This window comes from Aliivibrio fischeri (assembly GCA_038993745.2).
GTDB lineage: Bacteria > Pseudomonadota > Gammaproteobacteria > Enterobacterales > Vibrionaceae > Aliivibrio > Aliivibrio fischeri_B.
The window spans coordinates 1450292-1468930 of record CP160629.1; the positions used below are offsets into that span (position 1 = coordinate 1450292).

General features: G+C 37.9%; 20 protein-coding genes and 1 pseudogene. 15 read left to right on the forward strand and 6 right to left on the reverse strand.

The features are described 5' to 3' along the window. Positions 1–9: 9 nt before the first annotated feature. The 3 genes and pseudogenes from AAFX60_007005 to AAFX60_007015 form a co-directional block, all read right to left on the reverse strand. On the reverse strand, positions 10–480 hold the full coding sequence (locus AAFX60_007005; protein ID XDF78902.1) for an FIST C-terminal domain-containing protein: 471 nt from the start codon (positions 478–480) through the stop codon (positions 10–12). Positions 481–573: 93 nt separating this feature from the next. After that, positions 574–1124 (reverse strand): annotated as a pseudogene (locus AAFX60_007010) (FIST N-terminal domain-containing protein). A 166-nt stretch (positions 1125–1290) separates the two neighbouring features. Then, on the reverse strand, positions 1291–1746 hold the full coding sequence (locus tag AAFX60_007015) for a hypothetical protein (GenBank protein ID XDF78848.1): 456 nt from the start codon (positions 1744–1746) through the stop codon (positions 1291–1293). Between the two features lie 271 nt (positions 1747–2017). Between AAFX60_007015 and ccoN the strand changes: the two genes are divergently transcribed. The 11 genes from ccoN to ttcA all read left to right on the forward strand — a co-directional run bounded on the left by ccoN (position 2018) and on the right by ttcA (position 12035). Then, positions 2018–3448 carry a cytochrome-c oxidase, cbb3-type subunit I gene (ccoN, locus tag AAFX60_007020; GenBank protein ID XDF78849.1) on the forward strand — a complete coding sequence of 477 codons (1431 nt, stop codon included), beginning with the start codon at positions 2018–2020 and terminating at the stop codon, positions 3446–3448. Positions 3449–3460: 12 nt separating this feature from the next. Continuing rightward, positions 3461–4072, forward strand: a complete 612-nt coding sequence (gene ccoO / locus AAFX60_007025; protein XDF78850.1) for a cytochrome-c oxidase, cbb3-type subunit II — start codon at positions 3461–3463, stop codon at positions 4070–4072. Positions 4073–4082: 10 nt separating this feature from the next. Next, positions 4083–4268, forward strand: a complete 186-nt coding sequence (locus AAFX60_007030; GenBank protein XDF78851.1) for a CcoQ/FixQ family Cbb3-type cytochrome c oxidase assembly chaperone — start codon at positions 4083–4085, stop codon at positions 4266–4268. Next, positions 4265–5236 (forward strand): cytochrome-c oxidase, cbb3-type subunit III, encoded by a 972-nt coding sequence (gene ccoP, locus AAFX60_007035; protein ID XDF78852.1) that lies wholly within the window; start codon positions 4265–4267, stop codon positions 5234–5236. The genes AAFX60_007030 and ccoP overlap by 4 nt, the downstream gene beginning before the upstream one ends. Before the next feature lie 82 nt (positions 5237–5318). Next, positions 5319–5798, forward strand: a complete 480-nt coding sequence (locus AAFX60_007040; GenBank protein ID XDF78853.1) for a FixH family protein — start codon at positions 5319–5321, stop codon at positions 5796–5798. A gap of 18 nt (positions 5799–5816) precedes the next feature. Further along, on the forward strand, positions 5817–8195 hold the full coding sequence (locus tag AAFX60_007045; protein ID XDF78854.1) for a heavy metal translocating P-type ATPase: 2379 nt from the start codon (positions 5817–5819) through the stop codon (positions 8193–8195). Next, a complete protein-coding gene (gene ccoS / locus AAFX60_007050) occupies positions 8188–8364 on the forward strand; it encodes a cbb3-type cytochrome oxidase assembly protein CcoS (GenBank protein ID XDF78855.1) in 177 nt (58 codons plus the stop codon). Before AAFX60_007045 ends, ccoS begins: the two co-directional genes overlap by 8 nt. After that, complete coding sequence (locus tag AAFX60_007055) at positions 8354–9028, forward strand: sulfite exporter TauE/SafE family protein (protein ID XDF78856.1); 675 nt, start codon at positions 8354–8356, stop codon at positions 9026–9028. Before ccoS ends, AAFX60_007055 begins: the two co-directional genes overlap by 11 nt. 95 nt (positions 9029–9123) lie before the next feature. Further along, the gene (locus AAFX60_007060) at positions 9124–9876 is read left to right on the forward strand and encodes an FNR family transcription factor (protein XDF78857.1); all 753 of its coding nucleotides are present in this window, start codon (positions 9124–9126) and stop codon (positions 9874–9876) included. A gap of 150 nt (positions 9877–10026) precedes the next feature. Next, complete coding sequence (gene uspE / locus AAFX60_007065) at positions 10027–10977, forward strand: universal stress protein UspE (GenBank protein XDF78858.1); 951 nt, start codon at positions 10027–10029, stop codon at positions 10975–10977. A 134-nt stretch (positions 10978–11111) separates the two neighbouring features. Beyond that, positions 11112–12035 (forward strand): tRNA 2-thiocytidine(32) synthetase TtcA, encoded by a 924-nt coding sequence (ttcA, locus tag AAFX60_007070; GenBank protein ID XDF78859.1) that lies wholly within the window; start codon positions 11112–11114, stop codon positions 12033–12035. A gap of 72 nt (positions 12036–12107) precedes the next feature. Here ttcA and AAFX60_007075 read toward each other — a convergent pair whose 3' ends face one another. From AAFX60_007075 to AAFX60_007085, 3 genes are read right to left on the reverse strand one after another with little or no spacing between them, the layout of a single operon-like run. Further along, positions 12108–12755 carry a DUF2987 domain-containing protein gene (locus tag AAFX60_007075; GenBank protein ID XDF78860.1) on the reverse strand — a complete coding sequence of 216 codons (648 nt, stop codon included), beginning with the start codon at positions 12753–12755 and terminating at the stop codon, positions 12108–12110. Between the two features lies 1 nt (position 12756). Beyond that, entirely contained in the window at positions 12757–13491 is a 735-nt protein-coding gene (locus AAFX60_007080) for a glucosaminidase domain-containing protein (GenBank protein XDF78861.1), read from the reverse strand. Between the two features lie 8 nt (positions 13492–13499). Continuing rightward, positions 13500–14315, reverse strand: a complete 816-nt coding sequence (locus tag AAFX60_007085; protein XDF76564.1) for a hypothetical protein — start codon at positions 14313–14315, stop codon at positions 13500–13502. A 313-nt stretch (positions 14316–14628) separates the two neighbouring features. Here AAFX60_007085 and potA point away from each other — a divergent pair, with 313 nt between their 5' ends. From potA to AAFX60_007105, 4 genes are all read left to right on the forward strand, one after another. Continuing rightward, a complete protein-coding gene (gene potA / locus AAFX60_007090; GenBank protein ID XDF76565.1) occupies positions 14629–15747 on the forward strand; it encodes a spermidine/putrescine ABC transporter ATP-binding protein PotA in 1119 nt (372 codons plus the stop codon). After that, on the forward strand, positions 15731–16588 hold the full coding sequence (gene potB, locus AAFX60_007095) for a spermidine/putrescine ABC transporter permease PotB (protein ID XDF76566.1): 858 nt from the start codon (positions 15731–15733) through the stop codon (positions 16586–16588). Before potA ends, potB begins: the two co-directional genes overlap by 17 nt. Next, positions 16588–17358 (forward strand): spermidine/putrescine ABC transporter permease PotC, encoded by a 771-nt coding sequence (potC, locus tag AAFX60_007100; GenBank protein ID XDF76567.1) that lies wholly within the window; start codon positions 16588–16590, stop codon positions 17356–17358. The genes potB and potC overlap by 1 nt, the downstream gene beginning before the upstream one ends. A gap of 124 nt (positions 17359–17482) precedes the next feature. After that, positions 17483–18517 carry an extracellular solute-binding protein gene (locus tag AAFX60_007105; GenBank protein XDF76568.1) on the forward strand — a complete coding sequence of 345 codons (1035 nt, stop codon included), beginning with the start codon at positions 17483–17485 and terminating at the stop codon, positions 18515–18517. Positions 18518–18639 lie beyond the last annotated feature (122 nt).

Consider the following 18639-nt stretch of genomic DNA (forward strand, 5'->3'; position numbering starts at 1 on the left):
AGACAATACCTAATTATGAAATAAAACGGTTGATACCATTAAGTTACCGTGAGCATTTTCCCCACCAGTAAAACGACCTTGTTCACCAAACGTAAATGGGCAAATATAAGGAGCTCCATGCATTGCCGCATTCACAGAATCACAGACATCTAACATAGAGGATTTAATGTGCATCATTGAACCGGCACAAAAAATATTAATGCCACCAATTGGAACAAATTTCTCTTGTTTAAAATTCGTCGCGGAGTCAATAACCCGTTGAGGTCGTGATATGATTTGATCTTTTTCTCCATACATAACAAATACTTCTTCGCCTTCATATATATTAGCGAAGCATTCAATCCCTCCGTCATTCGTTATCTTAGTTGGATGTGCCAATTTAAAGTATGGAATATCATACATATAACCTGCAATACGTCCGAATGGGTATTGAGCCATGTTTTCTAATAAATTAGTTCTTTTGTTTAACAAACAAGACATATTCGTCCACTCTTTATAAACCTCAAGAGCTGGACGATTATCTATTTCATAAATAGTTCGTTGATCGGTTTTCGTGGCTATGCCAGAGACATTTGAAGGTGCGTAACCCGAGTGAAATGAGTAAGAAACTTTACAGGAAGGATAGAAAACTGAAATGGAAATACCGCTTTTCACACAACCATCTTGAGTAAAGACGCTCCATAAGCCTTGGTTATGATTATCTGCGGCAGTTCCCCAATAAGTGGAACTGGAGAGCCAAAAAAAGTATCAATAACTGAAATTATTTTTTCTTCATGGCCTGAAGTTGCGTGTAATAATACTAATGAAGGTAATTCCCCTTCTCTACCACTATCTTTAATTGCTTCTTCTAATAAGTGGATGGTTAATGACTCTATATCATAGTGAGAAACAAACTGGCTGATACTTGTTCCATAGCAACCTAAACCGGAATCGAAAATTCCCCATACCGCTATGGAGTGGTCATCAGCAAATCCCTGATCGGTCATTATCCCTTGGCAAGACGTACACCCATGAATTTTACTAGACGGAAACTGACTTTTTAGTGTCGAGATGATCGTTTCTTTATTATGTCTCTCAGTGAAATAACATAAAATTAAATTTGGAGCAGATTGTTCAGTAGCCATATTTCGAATACAGTCATATACGGCATCATATGAATTGTTTTTTTGCGAAACGCCACTAATTATCTTCAAAATTGCTCCAAATAGTCATATTTATATGCATATTCTACATATTTATGTTCGAGCGATTGATTTTTGAACGTTATCTATTTAACCCTATGAAAAGAAATTATTTTTTTGCAGTAAATGTGATTTCTTTACTTTTTCCATCTGCTGTAATCACAACTAACCATTCCATTTCATTATGTTTACATTTAGGTACAAAGGTTGAATAAGACGCTACATCATCGCTCTTTAATTCTTTTGTGAATTTCAATATGCCCATATTCATGTCGACACCTTTCGCTTGAAGGTTAAAGGCAAGATCCTCACCTTTAATGTTAACAATCATTTCGGCATTTTGTTGTATCGGTCTTGAAGCAACATCAATAATGATTTGATTATTATCAATATTAATCAAACATGCTTGTTTCGTTACATCACATATATTTGATAATTCACTATCCGATGTTAAACCACTTTCAGGAACGTAGGTAATTGTTCTCCAAGTAAATGCGGCGATTAAGACAAATAATAAGAAAATAAGTTGAAATAAACGGGGGCCTGTTAACTTTTCCACTGCCATAGTTGTAAAAACCTTTGTTATCTAGTTCAAAAAAAGAGAAAAAATGTTGCTTAACCGTAAATTTAATGTGGCGACCAACTGTCATTCAATTTTTAAGTGAAGTATCATTGATGCCGAAAATGCCATTTTTGCATTAAAAAAGGATATTTCAAAATAAAAGAGTCACAAATTTAATTATTTAGAAATAGAATTTTGGATGGCATTGCGGACATTATTGTTCGCACTAAGGAAAGTAAAGTGTAGTTAATAATAAAAGTGGAAGCATGCAATTATGAGCCAAGTACAGCAGCATGAACAAAACTACAACTATACCGTTGTTCGTCAGTTCTCTTTAGTTACCATACTTTGGGGGATTGTTGGCATGGGTGTAGGTGTACTAATTGCCGCTCAGTTAGTTTGGCCGCAACTAAATTTCGACACACCATGGCTAACGTATAGCCGTTTGCGCCCTCTGCATACCAATGCAGTAATCTTCGCATTCGGTACAAGTGCCCTGTTCGCAACATCTTATTATGTTGTTCAGAGAACTTGTCAAACACGTTTGTTTGGTGGTCCATTAGTTGCGTTCACCTTCTGGGGATGGCAAGCAATTATTCTAGCAGCAGCAATTACGTTGCCTCTAGGTATTACATCAGGTAAAGAATATGCCGAATTAGAGTGGCCGATTGATATCGCTATTACACTAGTTTGGGTTGCATATGCTATCGTATTCTTTGGAACCTTGTTTAAACGTAAAACATCTCATATTTACGTCGCTAACTGGTTTTTTGGAGCCTTCATTTTAACCGTTGCTGTTCTTCATATTGTGAATAGCCTTGCGGTTCCTGTATCTCTAACAAAATCGTATTCAATGTACTCAGGTGCGGTCGATGCGATGGTTCAATGGTGGTACGGTCATAATGCAGTAGGTTTCCTTTTAACTGCAGGTTTCTTAGGTATGATGTATTACTTCGTACCGAAACAAGCGGAACGTCCAGTTTACTCTTACCGTTTATCTATTGTTCACTTCTGGGCATTAGTTTCTCTTTATATCTGGGCTGGTCCTCACCACTTACATTACACCGCACTACCTGACTGGACACAGTCACTGGGTATGGTGATGTCATTAGTTCTATTCGCACCATCATGGGGCGGCATGATTAATGGTATTATGACGTTATCTGGTGCTTGGCATAAGCTTCGTTATGACCCTATCTTACGTTTCCTAATTGTTTCTTTGTCCTTCTATGGTATGTCGACATTTGAAGGCCCAATGATGGCAATTAAATCTGTAAATGCCCTATCTCACTATACTGACTGGACAATTGGTCACGTACACTCTGGTGCTTTAGGTTGGGTTGCAATGGTTTCAATTGGTTCTTTATACCACTTAATTCCTAAGCTATTTGGTCAAGAACGTATGTACTCTGTATCACTAATCAATGTTCACTTCTGGTTAGCAACAATCGGTACCGTTTTTTATATTGTAGCAATGTGGATTTCTGGTGTAATGCAAGGCTTGATGTGGCGAGCAGTAAATGCTGACGGTACATTAACATACAGCTTTGTTGAATCATTAGAAGCATCATACCCATTTTACTTCATTCGCTTTATAGGTGGTTTAATCTTCTTATCAGGAATGTTCTTACTTGCATACAATACATATAAGACCATTACTGCTCCGAAGAACAGCCTTAAAGCAATTCCACAACCGGCACAATAAGGAGACCATGTTATGAGTTCTAATCGTCATGAAATCATAGAAAAAAATGTTGGTCTTCTTGCGGTTCTTATCGTTGTTGCTATCAGTTTTGGTGCATTAGTTGAAATTACGCCTCTAATTTTCCAAAAACAGACAACGGAACCGGTAGAAAACCTACGCACTTATACTGCGCTTGAAATGGAAGGCCGTGACATCTATATCCGTGAAGGTTGTAATGTTTGTCATAGCCAGATGATTCGTCCATTCCGAGCTGAAACAGAACGTTATGGTCACTATTCTGTGGCTGGTGAAAGTGTTTGGGAACATCCATTTTTATGGGGTTCTAAACGTACAGGTCCTGACTTAGCTCGTGTAGGTCAACGTTACTCTGATGAGTGGCACCGTGTTCACCTTATCAACCCTCGTGATGTTGTTCCTGAATCAAATATGCCTGGCTTCCCTTGGTTGGAAGAAAACGTACTTGATGGTGAACTAACATCGAAGAAAATCGCCATTTTCCGTGATAACTTTGGTGTTCCATACACTGAAGAAGACGTGAAAAATGCTTCAGAAGAAGTAAAAGGCAAGACTGAAATGGACGCATTAATTGCATACCTTCAGTCTCTTGGACATGCAATGAAGTAAGGAGGTCCCTATGGACGCTGGTACTATTCATGCAATTTGGACGGTCATACTGTTTTTAAGCATGGTAGGCATTATTTTCTGGGCATACAGTAAAAAACAAAAAGCACGCTTTGAAGAAGCTGCGAATTTAGTTTTTGCTGATGAGGAAGAAAATACTACTTCAAGCAACAAAACGACAGGAGTTGACAAACAATGAGTACTTTTTGGAGTCTCTGGATAAGTGTCATTACCATTGGTACGTTGGTTGGTTGTGCTATTTTACTTCGATTCTGTTTAAAAAATACGACAGGCATTGAAGAAGGCGAAGACATGGGCCATGAATACGATGGTATTCGTGAGCTTAACAACCCATTACCAAAATGGTGGTCTTATCTTTTTTGGGCAACACTAATATTCTCGATTGTGTATTTAATCCTTTACCCGGGATTAGGTAACTTTAAAGGAGTGTTAGGTTGGACAAGTTCGGATCAAACCGTTCGAACAATTGAAGAATCTCGTGCATCTATTGAGCGCTCTCACAAAGAGAAAACATTGGATCAATTTGCACGAGAACTGGACGATGCAAATACGAACTTTGGTGAAACCTTTTCAAAACTTGCATATAAACCAGGAACGTCTGATTTCCGTGAAATTACAGACATAGCTAATGATGATGAAGCATTAAAAGTTGGACAACGTCTATTCTTACAAAACTGCTCTCAGTGTCATGGTTCTGATGCTCGTGGCATGATTGGCTTCCCTAACCTAACGGATACAGCATGGTTATATGGTGGCGAACCGCAAGCTATCAAAACAACCATTATGGAAGGCCGTATTGGTAACATGCCAGCTTGGGGAGACGCTTTAGGTGCTGACGGTGTAAAAGAAGTTGTTTCTTATACGCTTAGCTTATCAGGCCGTAAAGTAAACGCTAAAGAAGCAGCAGCAGGAAAACAACGCTTTGTTGTCTGTGCTGCTTGTCACGGTACAGATGGTAAAGGTAACCCTGCATTAGGTGCTCCTGACCTTACTGATCAGGACTGGCAATTCGGTGATTCACGAGCCGCTGTTACTGAAACTGTGACTAATGGTCGTCAGGGTGTTATGCCTGCATGGAAAGACGTATTAGGTGAAGAAAAAGTACAACTTCTCTCTGCTTACGTTTGGAGTTTAAGCAACAAATAATATAATAAAAGCCTCTGTATTATCAGAGGCTTATTCTTTTCTTATTCGTTTTGAATAAGAGTCTTTTATAGGAATTATTACTATGCCTCAACCTTGGTATAAGCAGTTCTGGCCTTGGTTTCTCATTATCCTTCCAGCCACTGTTGTCGTTGCATGTATTTCAACGTTTGTCCTTTTTGTCGAAAATGATGTTGATCTTGTTGCTGAAGATTATTACAAAAAAGGAAAAGCGATTAATGTTGATCTTTCTAAGATTAAAGTCGCTCAAGAGCTATCTATTCACGCTCAAGTTCGTAACCTTAATAACGTTATTGAAATAAAGTTAGATAAAGGTAAGTTAGAACATAACCCAGCAATTAAAGCTATTTTTACTCATAGAACATTACCAAATCATGACTTTTCGCAAGTCTTAACTTCTGATGCGAAAGGCATTTACCGTATTACATTACAAGAACCTATTACCGGCCCTTGGTTTATTGAATTACTACCACATGACAGTTCATGGATGGTTCAAGGCCGAACTAACTTCCCTAGCAAAGACTTTTTCCCTTTAGGTAAATAATTAAAATAAGTAGACCATATGTCGAAGGAATGTTACCACTGCAATGAGCCTGTACCATCAGGCTCAAATTTTCATGTTGATATCTTAGGTGAAACTCGTGATATGTGTTGCCCAGGCTGTGAATCAGTAGCGCAAACTATCGTTGAAAATGGCCTGTCTTCTTATTATCAATATCGTACAGCTCCAGCAGATAAAGCAGATCTAATCCCTGAACAATTAAAAGCTCTTACCCATTATGATCACGAAGAAATTCAAAAAGAGTTTGTGAGAACAAATGATAATTATCGTGAAGTGACATTGTCACTTGATGGTGTATCTTGTGCAGCATGTGCATGGTTAATTGAAAAACAACTTTCAGCCGCTAGAGGCATTCATCAAATTAAAGTGAATACCTCAACACATCGAGCATTGCTTAGTTGGAATCCAGAAGAAACAGAGCTTAGCTCCCTACTTACTTTAATTCATCAGCTAGGCTATAAAGCAGCTCCTTTTGAAGCAGACAAACAAGAAGAAGAATATCATCGTTCAATGAAGCAATATTTATATCGTTTAGGTATTGCTGGATTAGCGACAATGCAGGTAATGATGCTTGCTGTTGCTCTTTATCTTGAAGTATTTGGTGATCTCGACGAAGAGTTCCGTAATTACTTACGCTACGTCAGTCTGGTTTTTGCAACGCCAGTAATGCTTTATTCCGCCTTACCATTTTACATGAATGCGTGGCGTAGCCTTAAAGCACGAACATTAGGTATGGATGTCCCTGTTTCAATTGCAATGTTATTTGCTTATTTTGCAAGTGTCGTTGCAACTGTGACTGAAACGGGAGAGGTTTTCTTTGAATCTGTGGCGATGTTTACTTTCTTCTTATTACTTGGTCGCTTTCTTGAAATGCGTGCGAGAAGAAAAGCCGCAGCAATTACAGGTAACCTCCTTAAACTTATCCCAGTAATGGCAACGTTATCTTCAGGAAAGCGAGTTCCGGCTCGTACATTAGATATAGACGATATTGTTGTTGTTCCACCAGGTGAACACCTTCCAGCTGATGGTATTGTTATTTCAGGAACAAGCGCTATTGATGAATCCATGTTTACCGGTGAATCAATGCCAATTGCAAAGAGTGAATCCGATACAGTTTATGCAGGTACGATCAATGGTGATGGCAACCTAACCATCAAAGTTACCAAAACAAAAGCAGACTCGCTCATCTCTAATATTGTGAAACTGCAAGATGAAGCGCAAATGTCCAAACCAAAAGTGGCAGAAATCGCCGATCTTGTTGCTCGCTATTTTGTTGCTGGAATATTGATAATCTCTGCATTTACTTGGTTCTATTGGCACGAAACAAAACCAGATGACGCCTTCTGGATTATGCTTTCAGTACTTGTTGCAACCTGTCCATGTGCCCTTTCATTAGCCACTCCGACAGCCATTACCTGTTCCACATCACGCTTAGCACAATTTGGACTGATGTTACGTAGAGGACATGTTCTAGAAACGTTATGTAAAATAAATCGTCTAGTTATAGATAAAACCGGAACTTTAACCGAAGGTAATATTCGCTTAGTTAAGGTGAATACATTCACTAATACAACTGAAGAAGAATGCAAAGCGCTTGCTGCAGAACTTGAATCTTTTGCTAATCACCCAATTGCACAAGCATTTTCATCATTTAGAAAGCCTGAAACTACCTATTTTGAGCGTGTTGAAAATGTTATTGGCTCTGGACTCATTGGCTATCACAATAACAGTGAATGGAAAATTGGTCATAAAGCGTTTGCAGCTCCGTCAACTCAAATTGCCGATGAAGATAACTATCAAGTTTGGTTATCTAAAGATAATCAAGTTGTAGCTGCATTTTCACTTGATGATCCAATAAGAAAAGAGAGTAAAGAGTTTATTGATGCTTTGCATAAGTTAGGCATCAAAATAACTATGCTTACTGGAGATAGTAGCTCTGCAGTATCTAAAGTTGCCAATGAATTGGATATTGATACAGTCGTTTCTGGCGCTTCTCCGCAAGGAAAATTGGAATATCTCACCTCATTACCAGAGCATGAAATTAGTTTAATGGTTGGTGATGGAATAAATGATGCACCGACTTTGGCTGGCGCTCATTTATCCATAGCTATGGGATCAGGAACTGATGTCGCTAAAGCTTCTGCGGATATGATTTTACTTGGCGATCAACTAACACGATTAATTGATGCTCGAGAATTAGCGATGAAAACACGTAAAATTATTCGCGAGAACTTAGCTTGGGCTTTAGGTTACAATGCAATCATTCTACCACTTGCTGTTATGGGATTAGTTGCACCCTATATTGCCGTTATCGGAATGTCTGGGAGCTCTATTATTGTAGTAACTAACTCATTGAGGTTATTAAAAGAAAATGGCTAGTTTATATTTATTAATCCCTATCGCGATCATGCTGGTTTGCGTCGCTGTCGCTATTTTCATCTGGGCAGTAAAAAGCGATCAATTTGAAGATTTAGATAGACAAGGTTCCGAAATCCTTTTTGATGAAGAGACGAAAGCCTCAGTAAAAGATAAAAAAAATGAACATTGATTTTGTTGCTGCATTTTTTGTGGGCTTAATGGGTGCTGGGCACTGCATAGGTATGTGCGGTGGGATCTCTGCAGTAATTTCCATGAACGCTTCTACTAGCCGCTTTCCTAAGTGGCAATTTATAGTTTGTTACAATATTGGAAGACTCCTTTCTTACTCTATTTTTGGAGCTGTTATTGGTGGTGTTTTTGTGTCGATAGCCAGCGCAAGTCAAAGTTATAGTGCATTAGTTTATTTACGTATATTTGCAGGTTTATTAATGTGTTTGCTTGCACTTTATATTGCAAACTGGTGGAAAGGCTTAGTTTATATCGAACTATTAGGTAAAAATTTATGGCACTACATCTCACCTCTTACTAAGCCACTATTGCCTCTAAAAAGCCCATTTCATGCGGTTCCGTTCGGTTTTCTTTGGGGTTGGTTGCCTTGCGGATTGGTTTATTCCACACTAAGTTGGGCTGCAGTTTCTGGAAATGCCATTAATGGCTCACTATTAATGCTTTCATTCGGATTAGGAACTTTACCAGCAATGTTACTTGTCGGTCTTGGCGCAGAAGCACTAAAAAAATGGTTAAATCATGTTGTTACCAAAAATATTAGTGGATTGCTGTTAATGAGCTATGGTCTTCAAACGATATATATTGCGCTAAATCAATTAAGTTAATCGCAAAATTTTTGCATAGTCTTATTTTTATGCTACCACTTTAGTGCGACTTAGTTTAAAATTGACCTATATCAAATATAAGAGCATTGAATGAGATGATGTCAGATAACTCAGCAAACAAACGAATTCAGTCAGGCGGTTGTGCTATTCACTGTCAAGATTGTAGTATCAGTCAGTTATGTATCCCATTTACTTTGAATGATTCTGAATTAGATCAGTTAGATGAGATCATTGAACGTAAAAAGCCTATTCAAAAAGGCCAAGAGCTATTTAAAGCTGGTGATGAACTGAAGTGTTTATACGCTATACGTTCAGGCACAATCAAAAGCTATACGATCACAGAACAAGGTGATGAGCAGATCACTGCATTCCATCTAGCTGGTGATCTCGTTGGTTTTGATGCAATTACGGAAGCTCAACACCCTAGTTTTGCTCAAGCTCTTGAGACATCGATGGTATGTGAAATTCCTTATGAAATCTTAGATGATTTATCAGGAAAAATGCCAAAACTTCGTCAGCAAATCATGCGCTTAATGAGTAATGAAATTAAAGGCGACCAAGAAATGATTCTTCTTCTATCTAAAAAGAATGCAGAAGAACGTTTAGCGGCATTCCTTTACAATCTATCGACTCGTTTTCATCAACGTGGCTTCTCTCCAAGAGAATTCCGTTTAACAATGACACGTGGTGATATTGGTAACTACCTAGGTTTAACGGTTGAAACAATTAGCCGTTTATTAGGTCGTTTCCAAAAAACTGAAATGCTAACAGTAAAAGGCAAATACATCACAATCAACGATCATGATGCCCTAGCTGAGCTTGCCGGTTCTGCGAAAGAAATTAAGTAAATCGTAAAAATTACTGCTTTTAAAAAGTGAGGTATATCTCTTGATGTACCTCACTTTTTTGCATCTAACTTCCCCACTTTCACTCCCTAACTGCTACAGTATAGATAACAGAACAGTTTTATGAATTTGGTTTTTACCAAGGAGGTTAGTATGAACCGCTACCGTAAAATACTTGTTGCTGGGATCATAGATCAGGAAGAACAACCTGCACTAAAACGTGCATTAGATATTGCTAATCGAACTACAAAACCAAGTGAGATCACTCTGTTTTGTACTACTTATGATTTTTCTTATGAGATGACTTCTATGCTATCAGCTGATGAGCGGATGGCGATGCGTAATGGCGTAGTCTCACAAAAAGTAAAAATGCTTAATGATGTTATTGCTGATTATTCTAAATCAGATCATGTCACCATAACCATCAAAGTCGTTTGGCATAACCGTCCTTATGAAGCCATCATTAATGAAATCTTCGATGGCAACTATAACATATTGATAAAGGCAACACGTCAACACGCAAAATTAGAGACCGTATTCTTTACGCCAACGGATTGGCATTTGTTACGCAAGTCTCCTATTCCTGTTTTATTGGTTAAAGAGCGCCCATGGCCTGAAAATGGTAACATTCTAGCCTCAGTACATGTTGGGTCTGAAAACCCTGCACACTTACAACTGAATGATAAAATGGTTGATGAAGCCATCTATTTCGCTGAAGTGTTAAACTCAACACCTCACCTAGTTAATGCTTATCCATCAACACCACCATCTATTCATGTGGAATTACCTGAGTTTAATGCTGTGCAATATAAAGATGCTATTCGTGGTCACCATTTGACACAAATGAAAGCATTAAGACAAAAATACGGTATTCCAGAAGAGCAAACTCACGTATATGAAGGGCCAACTGAAGAAGTCATTTCTGAAGTTGAAGACGAACTTACCGCAGGACTTGTAATTCTTGGTACAACAGGCCGAACGGGGTTGTCTGCAATTTTTATTGGTAACACTGCTGAAAACACTTTAGATTTACTTAACTGTGATATTTTAGCATTAAAACCAGATGGTTATATTAGCCCTTTGGACCCTAACCATATCAGCTAAATTTCAATAAGGCCTAATTCTGAACAAGTATTAGGCCCTTTTCTCCCAAAATAATCTCGTCTAAACTCGCTTATTGATCTTGTTTGGGTATAATACCCGCCTTATCAGTTCCACCATTAGTTTAGAGTAAGTAAATGAGCGAATTAACTAAAGCGCAGCAATACAATTTCAATAAGCTTCAAAAGAAAATCCGTCGTAATACAGGTAATGCTATTGCCGATTACAATATGATTGAAGACGGTGACCGCATCATGGTATGTCTATCTGGTGGTAAAGATAGCTTCACTATGCTTGATATCTTAATGAGCTTAAAGAAAAGTGCGCCGATCTCATTTGACTTAATCGCTGTAAACCTAGACCAGAAACAGCCAGGTTTCCCTGCACATATTCTTCCTGAATACCTTGAGAAGTTAGGTGTAGAATACAAAATTGTAGAAGAAGATACCTATTCTATCGTTCAGGATAAAATTCCTGAAGGTAAAACAACTTGTTCTCTATGTTCACGTTTACGTCGTGGCATTCTATACCGCACAGCAAAAGAGCTAGGTGCAACTAAAATTGCTCTTGGTCACCATCGTGATGATATTCTAGAAACTATGTTCTTAAACATGTTCTACGGCGGTAAATTAAAAGGCATGCCACCAAAACTAGTTTCAGACAATGGTGAGCACGTTGTAATCCGTCCTTTAGCGTACTGTCGTGAAAAAGACATTATTAAATACGCTGATATGCGTGATTACCCTATCATTCCATGTAATCTTTGTGGTTCACAACCTAACATGCAACGCCAAAACGTTAAACAAATGCTTAATACATGGGATAAGCAGTTCCCTGGACGTATTGAGACTATGTTTACTGCAATGCAAAACGTAGTTCCAAGTCATTTAGCTGACTTTAATACATTTGACTTTAAGAGCATCAACCGTGATTCAGGTGTTATTAACGGTGGTGATATTGGTTTTGATAAAGAAGAAATGCCAACATTACCCGTTGATGCTGACGATGCAGTTGCAGAGTTTGACCCATCATTAAAATTAGATGTTGTGAATGTAGATTAATTATCTAATACCAAATAAAAAGGCGCAAACGTTAACCGTTTGCGCCTTTTTTTTATTTTGATTTTATTCGAACTATTTTACTAACCATGGAGTAACTTTTAATGCTTCACCTGGTAAAACAAATTTCACATCATCTTTATACTTTCTAAGATCTACTGTTACTTTTCCATTATTAAGTGGCAGTACATCCCCTGTTGAAACAGTAATACCACTAGTGACAGTGTCACTAAAAATGAAGGTGACGCCTTCAACATCAGGCATGAAATATTTGGCAAACATTCCGCCAATATCTGCAAGCATCGCATCCATTTGAACCGTTAAGTCTCTGAGTTCTTTAGCTGATACAGAATCACGGAAAGATTTATTTGCTAATACCTCCATAGAGATATCACACTGTTTACCTTCCTCTGTTTGGATATAAACTAACGGATTAGCTGACTTTAAATTGTTATCGATTGGAAGAGGCAGTTCTTGGTTACTCGGAATCGTAAATTCCTCATAATGCTCTTCTTTTTCCATCCATGCCTTTATAATTTGACAAGCTTTACCTGTTTTAGCATCGTTAAAGAAAAGTGCCATGCGAACATCATCATGTCCTTCTTTCTGGTTCACTTTTAATTGATAGTAAAGCTTTGTATACGTAAAGCGGTACTGCTCAGCTTTCACAGGTAGTGCCAAACACAATAGTGACAACGTCGTCGCACTAATCCATTTTTTCATTTTATCTCCAGTATTGACTGTTGTGGCGGATCATCGCTTGAATTTCTTCAACATATGCCTCGCCACGCTCTGAGTAACGAATTAAACCATTCGCTAATACATTCGCTTCTTGCTCTGGTGTTAAGTTTTGTGGAGAAGCATGCAATTCCATACGGATTTTACGAAGATCAGCATACGCATTATTGCGGTTTACATTCATAAAATAAGCATGTACCGCTTCTTGAGATGAATTAAACTTAGCCACTTCATGTACCGCACCTTCATTACGCTTACTTGGTACCACACCACAACCTTTAGTGTAACACCACTGACCGAAGTAGTTATTAGCCTCACGAGCAAAACGAGATGTGCCCCATGCAGATTCATTAGCTCCTTGGCTAAGAACTAAAGGCGCAGGAATGTAATCAACCTTAACAAGCATATTATTAAGCCACTCAGCCGTTACGCCTTTATCAGTTAGCTTTTCTTTGTATGCTTTTGATAACTCTGTAGCCTTTTCTAACTCTTTTGACGACAAAGCAGTATCGTTGTCGTTTTTGATCACTAAAGATTCAATAAACGCACGCTCTTTTTTAACACGAGTATTTTCAGCAATAACCGCTGGATACATAAAGTTAAAAAAAGCGGCCTTTTTTTCTTTAACATCTTTAAATGCTTTAAAATCTGGCACTTCTTCTTTAGGTGTACATGCTGCCATCATTAATACAGTAGATAAAATTAAGATTTTTTTAATCATTATTAAACTCACGCATTGAAAATATCATTTTGAACAGATTGATCAGGTTTATCCTCATCATCTCCACTCTTATCTTTAACCATTACTTTTAAAGTAATACCAAACATATTGCGATAAATAATCCCTTTCACGTTGAAAATGAAAGGCATAACTACAATCAAACCAACACCATATAATGCAATACCGAACACCAATGCCAGCATAATAACAATATGAATTAATAGCATAGACGCTAATTTTTTATTTGTTGCTCTAAATGAAAGTAGCAAAGCTTGTAGTGGTGATACTTTCTTTTCACAAACAAGCAAAATCGACATTCCAAAAGCCATAGATAGGTATAACGCAACCATAGGTAGATAAATATTTACCATGCCTTGCAGAACTTCAGACAAAATCGTAACTAACGCTACCATTCCTGCCGAAGCGATCCCTTTAAAAATATAGCTTGTTCGACATTTTAGACCTGCTGCATGGCTCATTCCCATTAAACTTGCCCCAGCTGTTAATGGAGAAACAATAACTTGAGCACTCAAACCAGCAACAAATGCAGCATACGAAATCTTCGTCGTTAGCTCTGTTTCACCCAAAAATGCCTTAAACAAAACAGCAGGATCACCAAGTTGGATTTGAAGCGCTAAAAAGAATACCGCCATATATGAGAATGTTAGCAATAGTATTGCTGGAGAAAAGACGAAAAAATGTTTAACCGTATTTTTCCAAGCTTCTTGAAGAACACTCACAGGACTTAACTCAAATTGACCTGAAACTGCCTTTTCAATACTGCCACCTAAGATAAACGTTTTCTCTTTTGGTTGTTCACTCATTTCTGTGTACCACAATAAAACATGGGGCGATTATACGTATTTCAAAGCTTGAGTGCAGTATTCATAAAAAAGAAATTATCTAAATACAAAGTTATTTGTAACAAATGACACCAACTTACTGATTTTCGTCTATAATAAAGCTCAAAATAGATACACAAACAGATTGAAAATCAACGACTTTTAAAAAAGTTTGCCATATCAAATAAAAAAAACTTTTCATATTGTGAGATGGGGTCTATTATGCGCCCGAAATCCCCATTTATAATCAACACTTAAACGCGGTATCACTACCCAAGGCGGAGATAAAAAGACATTGAACGTTACACAACAATCCGAAAAAGAAGCAGTTATTAAATTAACTGGTATTTCTAAAAGCTTTGATGGCAAAGAAGTGATTTCTAATTTTGACTTAGATGTAAATCACGGTGAATTTTTAACAATTCTTGGTCCTTCAGGTTGTGGTAAAACCACAGTGTTACGCATGATCGCAGGTTTCGAAACCGCTGATGCAGGAACAATTTTATTGGATTCGACAGATGTAACGTCAGTGCCCGCAGAACAGAGGCATGTGAATACCGTATTCCAAAGCTACGCCCTATTCCCGCACATGACGGTGTTTGAGAACGTTGCGTTTGGTTTACGTATGCAAAAAGTTGCAGAATCAGAAATTGAGCCTCGTGTAACAGAAGCTCTGCAAATGGTTCGTTTAGCTCAAATGGCAAACCGTAAGCCTCATCAGTTATCTGGTGGTCAACAACAACGTATCGCAATTGCTCGTGCAGTTGTAAACAAGCCTAAGGTTCTTCTTCTTGATGAATCTTTATCTGCGCTTGATTACAAACTACGTAAGCAAATGCAAATTGAACTTAAACAATTACAACGTCAGTTAGGTATTACTTTTATTTTCGTAACTCACGACCAGGAAGAAGCTCTTTCAATGTCTGACCGTATTATCGTAATGCGTGATGGTGTTATTGAACAAGACGGTACTCCTCGTGAAATTTACGAAGAACCAAAGAACTTATTTGTTGCTCGCTTCATCGGTGAAATCAACGTATTTGCTGCTACAGTGCAAGAACGTCTTGATGAAAAACGTATTAAAGCAGAAATCGAAGATACTTCAGCTATCGTATATTGCGACCTTGATGTTGCTCCTGGCGATAAAGTGAAAGTATTACTTCGTCCTGAAGATTTACGCCTAGAAGAAATCAAAGAGTCTGATAATAAAGGCATCACTGGCTATGTACGTGAACGTACGTACAAAGGTATGACTTTAGACTCTGTACTTGAGTTAGATTCAGGTATGCGTGTAATGATCAGTGAGTTCTTTAATGAAGATGATCCAGATGTTGATCACTCTTTAGGTCAAAAAGTAGCAATTACTTGGGTTGAAAGCTGGGAAGTGGTGTTAGCAGATGAACAAGAAGTTTAATCTCCAAAATATCATCATCACAATTATTGTTAGTTGGTTACTGCTGTTCGTTTTCATTCCAAATGTAATGATCATCGGTACTAGCTTCTTAACTCGTGATGAAGCAAATTTAATCGAAATGACGTTTACGATGGATAACTATCTACGTCTTTTTGATCCACTATATGCAAAAGTGCTGTGGCATTCATTTTATATGGCCATTGTTGCAACGTTAATCTGTTTGGTTGTGGGTTACCCATTTGCCTACATCGTTGCAAAAATGCCTGAAAGATGGCGCCCATTTATGCTGTTTTTAATTATTGTTCCTTTTTGGACTAACTCATTAATCCGTACTTATGGGTTAAAAATTGTGTTAGGTACTCAAGGTATTTTAAATAAAAGCCTAATTGCAATGGATATCATCGATAAACCATTACGCATTATGTACACAGAAACAGCAGTAATGATTGGTTTAGTTTACATTCTATTACCTTTCATGATTTTGCCACTGTATTCAGCAATTGAAAAACTTGACGGTACTTACTTAGAAGCGGCTCGTGATCTAGGTGCAAACAAACTTCAAACTTTATGGAAGATTGTATTGCCACTAACAATGCCAGGTATTATTGGCGGTTGTTTATTAGTGTTACTTCCAGCTCTTGGAATGTTCTATATTTCTGATCTATTAGGTGGTGCTAAAAACCTACTAATTGGTAACGTAATTAAGAGCCAAGTATTGAACGCACGTGATTGGCCATTTGGTGCAGCGACCAGTATCGCCCTCACCTTGGCGATGGCATTAATGCTTTATGCTTACTACCGTGCAGGCAAGTTATTAAACAAAAAGGCGGATCTAGACTAATGGGACGCACAATTAGATTTAGTTTTATGAGTTTGGTATATCTTTTCTTATACCTACCAATCATCGTTCTGATTGCGAACTCATTCAACGCAAGTAAATTTGGTATGAAATGGGGCGGCTTCACTACAAAATGGTATGAAGCGCTAGTAAACAATGACAGCTTAATGCAAGCAGCTTGGCACTCTATTACTATCGCAGTAATTTCAGGTACCGCTGCAACCATTATTGGTAGTTTAACTGCAGTTGCCCTTTTCCGTTATCAGTTTAAAGGCAAAAAGTTTGTTAATGGTCTACTGTTTGTTGTGATGATGTCTCCTGATATCGTGATGGCAATTTCATTACTGGCTATTTTCCTTGTAATCGGTTTTGAACTTGGCTTTTTAACACTATTAATTGCTCACATCACTTTCTGTTTACCATTCGTGGTAGTAACAGTTTATAGCCGCTTAAAAGGCTTTGATGTAAAAATGTTAGAAGCTGCACGTGATTTAGGTGCAAGTGAATGGGTAATTCTTAAACAAATTATCCTTCCTCTAGCAAAACCAGCTGTCGCTGCTGGCTGGTTATTAAGTTTTACCCTTTCATTGGATGATGTAATCATCAGTTCATTTGTAACGGGTCCAACTTACGAAATTTTACCATTGAAGATTTACTCAATGGTTAAAGTAGGTATTTCACCTGAAGTGAATGCCTTAGCAACAGTAATGTTGTTTGTTTCTCTGATTTTAGTTGTACTTTCACAACTATTAGCAAGAGAAAAAATTAAGTAATAGTTCTATTGTTTTAAATTAATTGTTTCATGCAAACCATCGTTTCATGTAAACAATAAATCTGGAAGACATGCCTTTTGTTCGACATGTCTTCTTTTTTATCACTCTAATGGAGAGTCAATCAATGAACAAAATGGCTGCGTTTTTTACTGGAACCGCCTGCGCTTTAGCACTAACAATGAATGTTGCAAACGCAAAAGAAAATGATGAATTGGTATTCATGAACTGGGGACCATACATCAACAGTGATATTTTAGAAGAATTTACTAAAGAAACTGGCATTAAAGTTATCTACTCTACTTATGAGTCAAATGAAACTTTATACGCTAAAATGAAGGCTCACAATAAAGGTTATGACCTAGTTGTTCCTTCAACTTATTTCGTTGCAAAAATGCGTGACGAAAAAATGCTTCAACCAATTGATAAATCAAAACTATCAAACTTCACTCAATTGGATACGAACTACTTAGACAAGCCATTTGATCCTAAGAATGAATACTCTATTCCACACGTAGTGGCGATCACAGGTCTTGCTGTAAACACAGAAATGTACAACCCAGATGACTTCAATAGCTGGGGCGACCTTTGGAACCCAGAGTTTGAAGGTCAATTAATGTTAATGGATGATACTCGTGAAGTATTCCACATTGCATTACGTAAATTAGGTTACTCAGGTAACTCAACAAACCCGAAAGAAATTGACGAAGCGTATGCTGAGCTACAAAAACTAATGCCAAACGTATTAGTATTTAACTCAGACAACCCAGGTGCACCATACATGGCTGGCGAAGTTGGTCTTGGTATGCTTTGGAATGGTTCTGCAGCAGCCGCTCAAGCTGAAGGTTTACCTATTAAACTTATCTTCCCTAAAGAAGGTGGTATCGGTTGGGTTGATAACTTTGCAATCCCTTCAGGCGCAAACAATGTAGAAGCAGCTCATAAGATGATCGACTTTTTACTTCGTCCAGAAATCGCAGCACGCATTTCAGCTGATACTGGCTACCTAACAGCAGTTAAAGCATCAAACGACAAGTTTAAAGACGTTGCACCTCTGTTCCCATCACAAGAAGATTTAGACCGCGTTGAGTGGCAATCTGCAGTTGGTGACATGACAGTTAAATACGAAGAGTACTTCTTAAAACTGAAAGCCGGACAGTAACCTAACCCTTACTGAACCTTACTAATGGCAGCGTATATCGCTGCCATTTTTGATCTCCCTCGCACAAATTTCTTTACAAACTAATTTATATTACCTTGATTTAAGCCAAGTTATTGATTTGC

What these genes read in the sequence shown, in the direction of transcription:
- AAFX60_007005 (XDF78902.1), bottom strand. Translation starts at nt 480, where the DNA reads ATGTCTTGTTTGTTAAACAAAAGAACTAATTTATTAGAAAACATGGCT.
- AAFX60_007080 (XDF78861.1), bottom strand. Translation starts at nt 13,491, where the DNA reads ATGATTAAAAAAATCTTAATTTTATCTACTGTATTAATGATGGCAGCA.
- AAFX60_007030 (XDF78851.1), top strand. Translation starts at nt 4,083, where the DNA reads ATGGACGCTGGTACTATTCATGCAATTTGGACGGTCATACTGTTTTTA.
- ccoN (XDF78849.1), top strand. Translation starts at nt 2,018, where the DNA reads ATGAGCCAAGTACAGCAGCATGAACAAAACTACAACTATACCGTTGTT.
- uspE (XDF78858.1), top strand. Translation starts at nt 10,027, where the DNA reads ATGAACCGCTACCGTAAAATACTTGTTGCTGGGATCATAGATCAGGAA.
- ttcA (XDF78859.1), top strand. Translation starts at nt 11,112, where the DNA reads ATGAGCGAATTAACTAAAGCGCAGCAATACAATTTCAATAAGCTTCAA.
- ccoS (XDF78855.1), top strand. Translation starts at nt 8,188, where the DNA reads ATGGCTAGTTTATATTTATTAATCCCTATCGCGATCATGCTGGTTTGC.
- AAFX60_007055 (XDF78856.1), top strand. Translation starts at nt 8,354, where the DNA reads ATGAACATTGATTTTGTTGCTGCATTTTTTGTGGGCTTAATGGGTGCT.
- AAFX60_007040 (XDF78853.1), top strand. Translation starts at nt 5,319, where the DNA reads ATGCCTCAACCTTGGTATAAGCAGTTCTGGCCTTGGTTTCTCATTATC.
- AAFX60_007045 (XDF78854.1), top strand. Translation starts at nt 5,817, where the DNA reads ATGTCGAAGGAATGTTACCACTGCAATGAGCCTGTACCATCAGGCTCA.
- ccoP (XDF78852.1), top strand. Translation starts at nt 4,265, where the DNA reads ATGAGTACTTTTTGGAGTCTCTGGATAAGTGTCATTACCATTGGTACG.
- AAFX60_007075 (XDF78860.1), bottom strand. Translation starts at nt 12,755, where the DNA reads ATGAAAAAATGGATTAGTGCGACGACGTTGTCACTATTGTGTTTGGCA.
- AAFX60_007085 (XDF76564.1), bottom strand. Translation starts at nt 14,315, where the DNA reads ATGAGTGAACAACCAAAAGAGAAAACGTTTATCTTAGGTGGCAGTATT.
- AAFX60_007105 (XDF76568.1), top strand. Translation starts at nt 17,483, where the DNA reads ATGAACAAAATGGCTGCGTTTTTTACTGGAACCGCCTGCGCTTTAGCA.
- AAFX60_007015 (XDF78848.1), bottom strand. Translation starts at nt 1,746, where the DNA reads ATGGCAGTGGAAAAGTTAACAGGCCCCCGTTTATTTCAACTTATTTTC.
- ccoO (XDF78850.1), top strand. Translation starts at nt 3,461, where the DNA reads ATGAGTTCTAATCGTCATGAAATCATAGAAAAAAATGTTGGTCTTCTT.
- potB (XDF76566.1), top strand. Translation starts at nt 15,731, where the DNA reads ATGAACAAGAAGTTTAATCTCCAAAATATCATCATCACAATTATTGTT.
- AAFX60_007060 (XDF78857.1), top strand. Translation starts at nt 9,124, where the DNA reads ATGATGTCAGATAACTCAGCAAACAAACGAATTCAGTCAGGCGGTTGT.
- potC (XDF76567.1), top strand. Translation starts at nt 16,588, where the DNA reads ATGGGACGCACAATTAGATTTAGTTTTATGAGTTTGGTATATCTTTTC.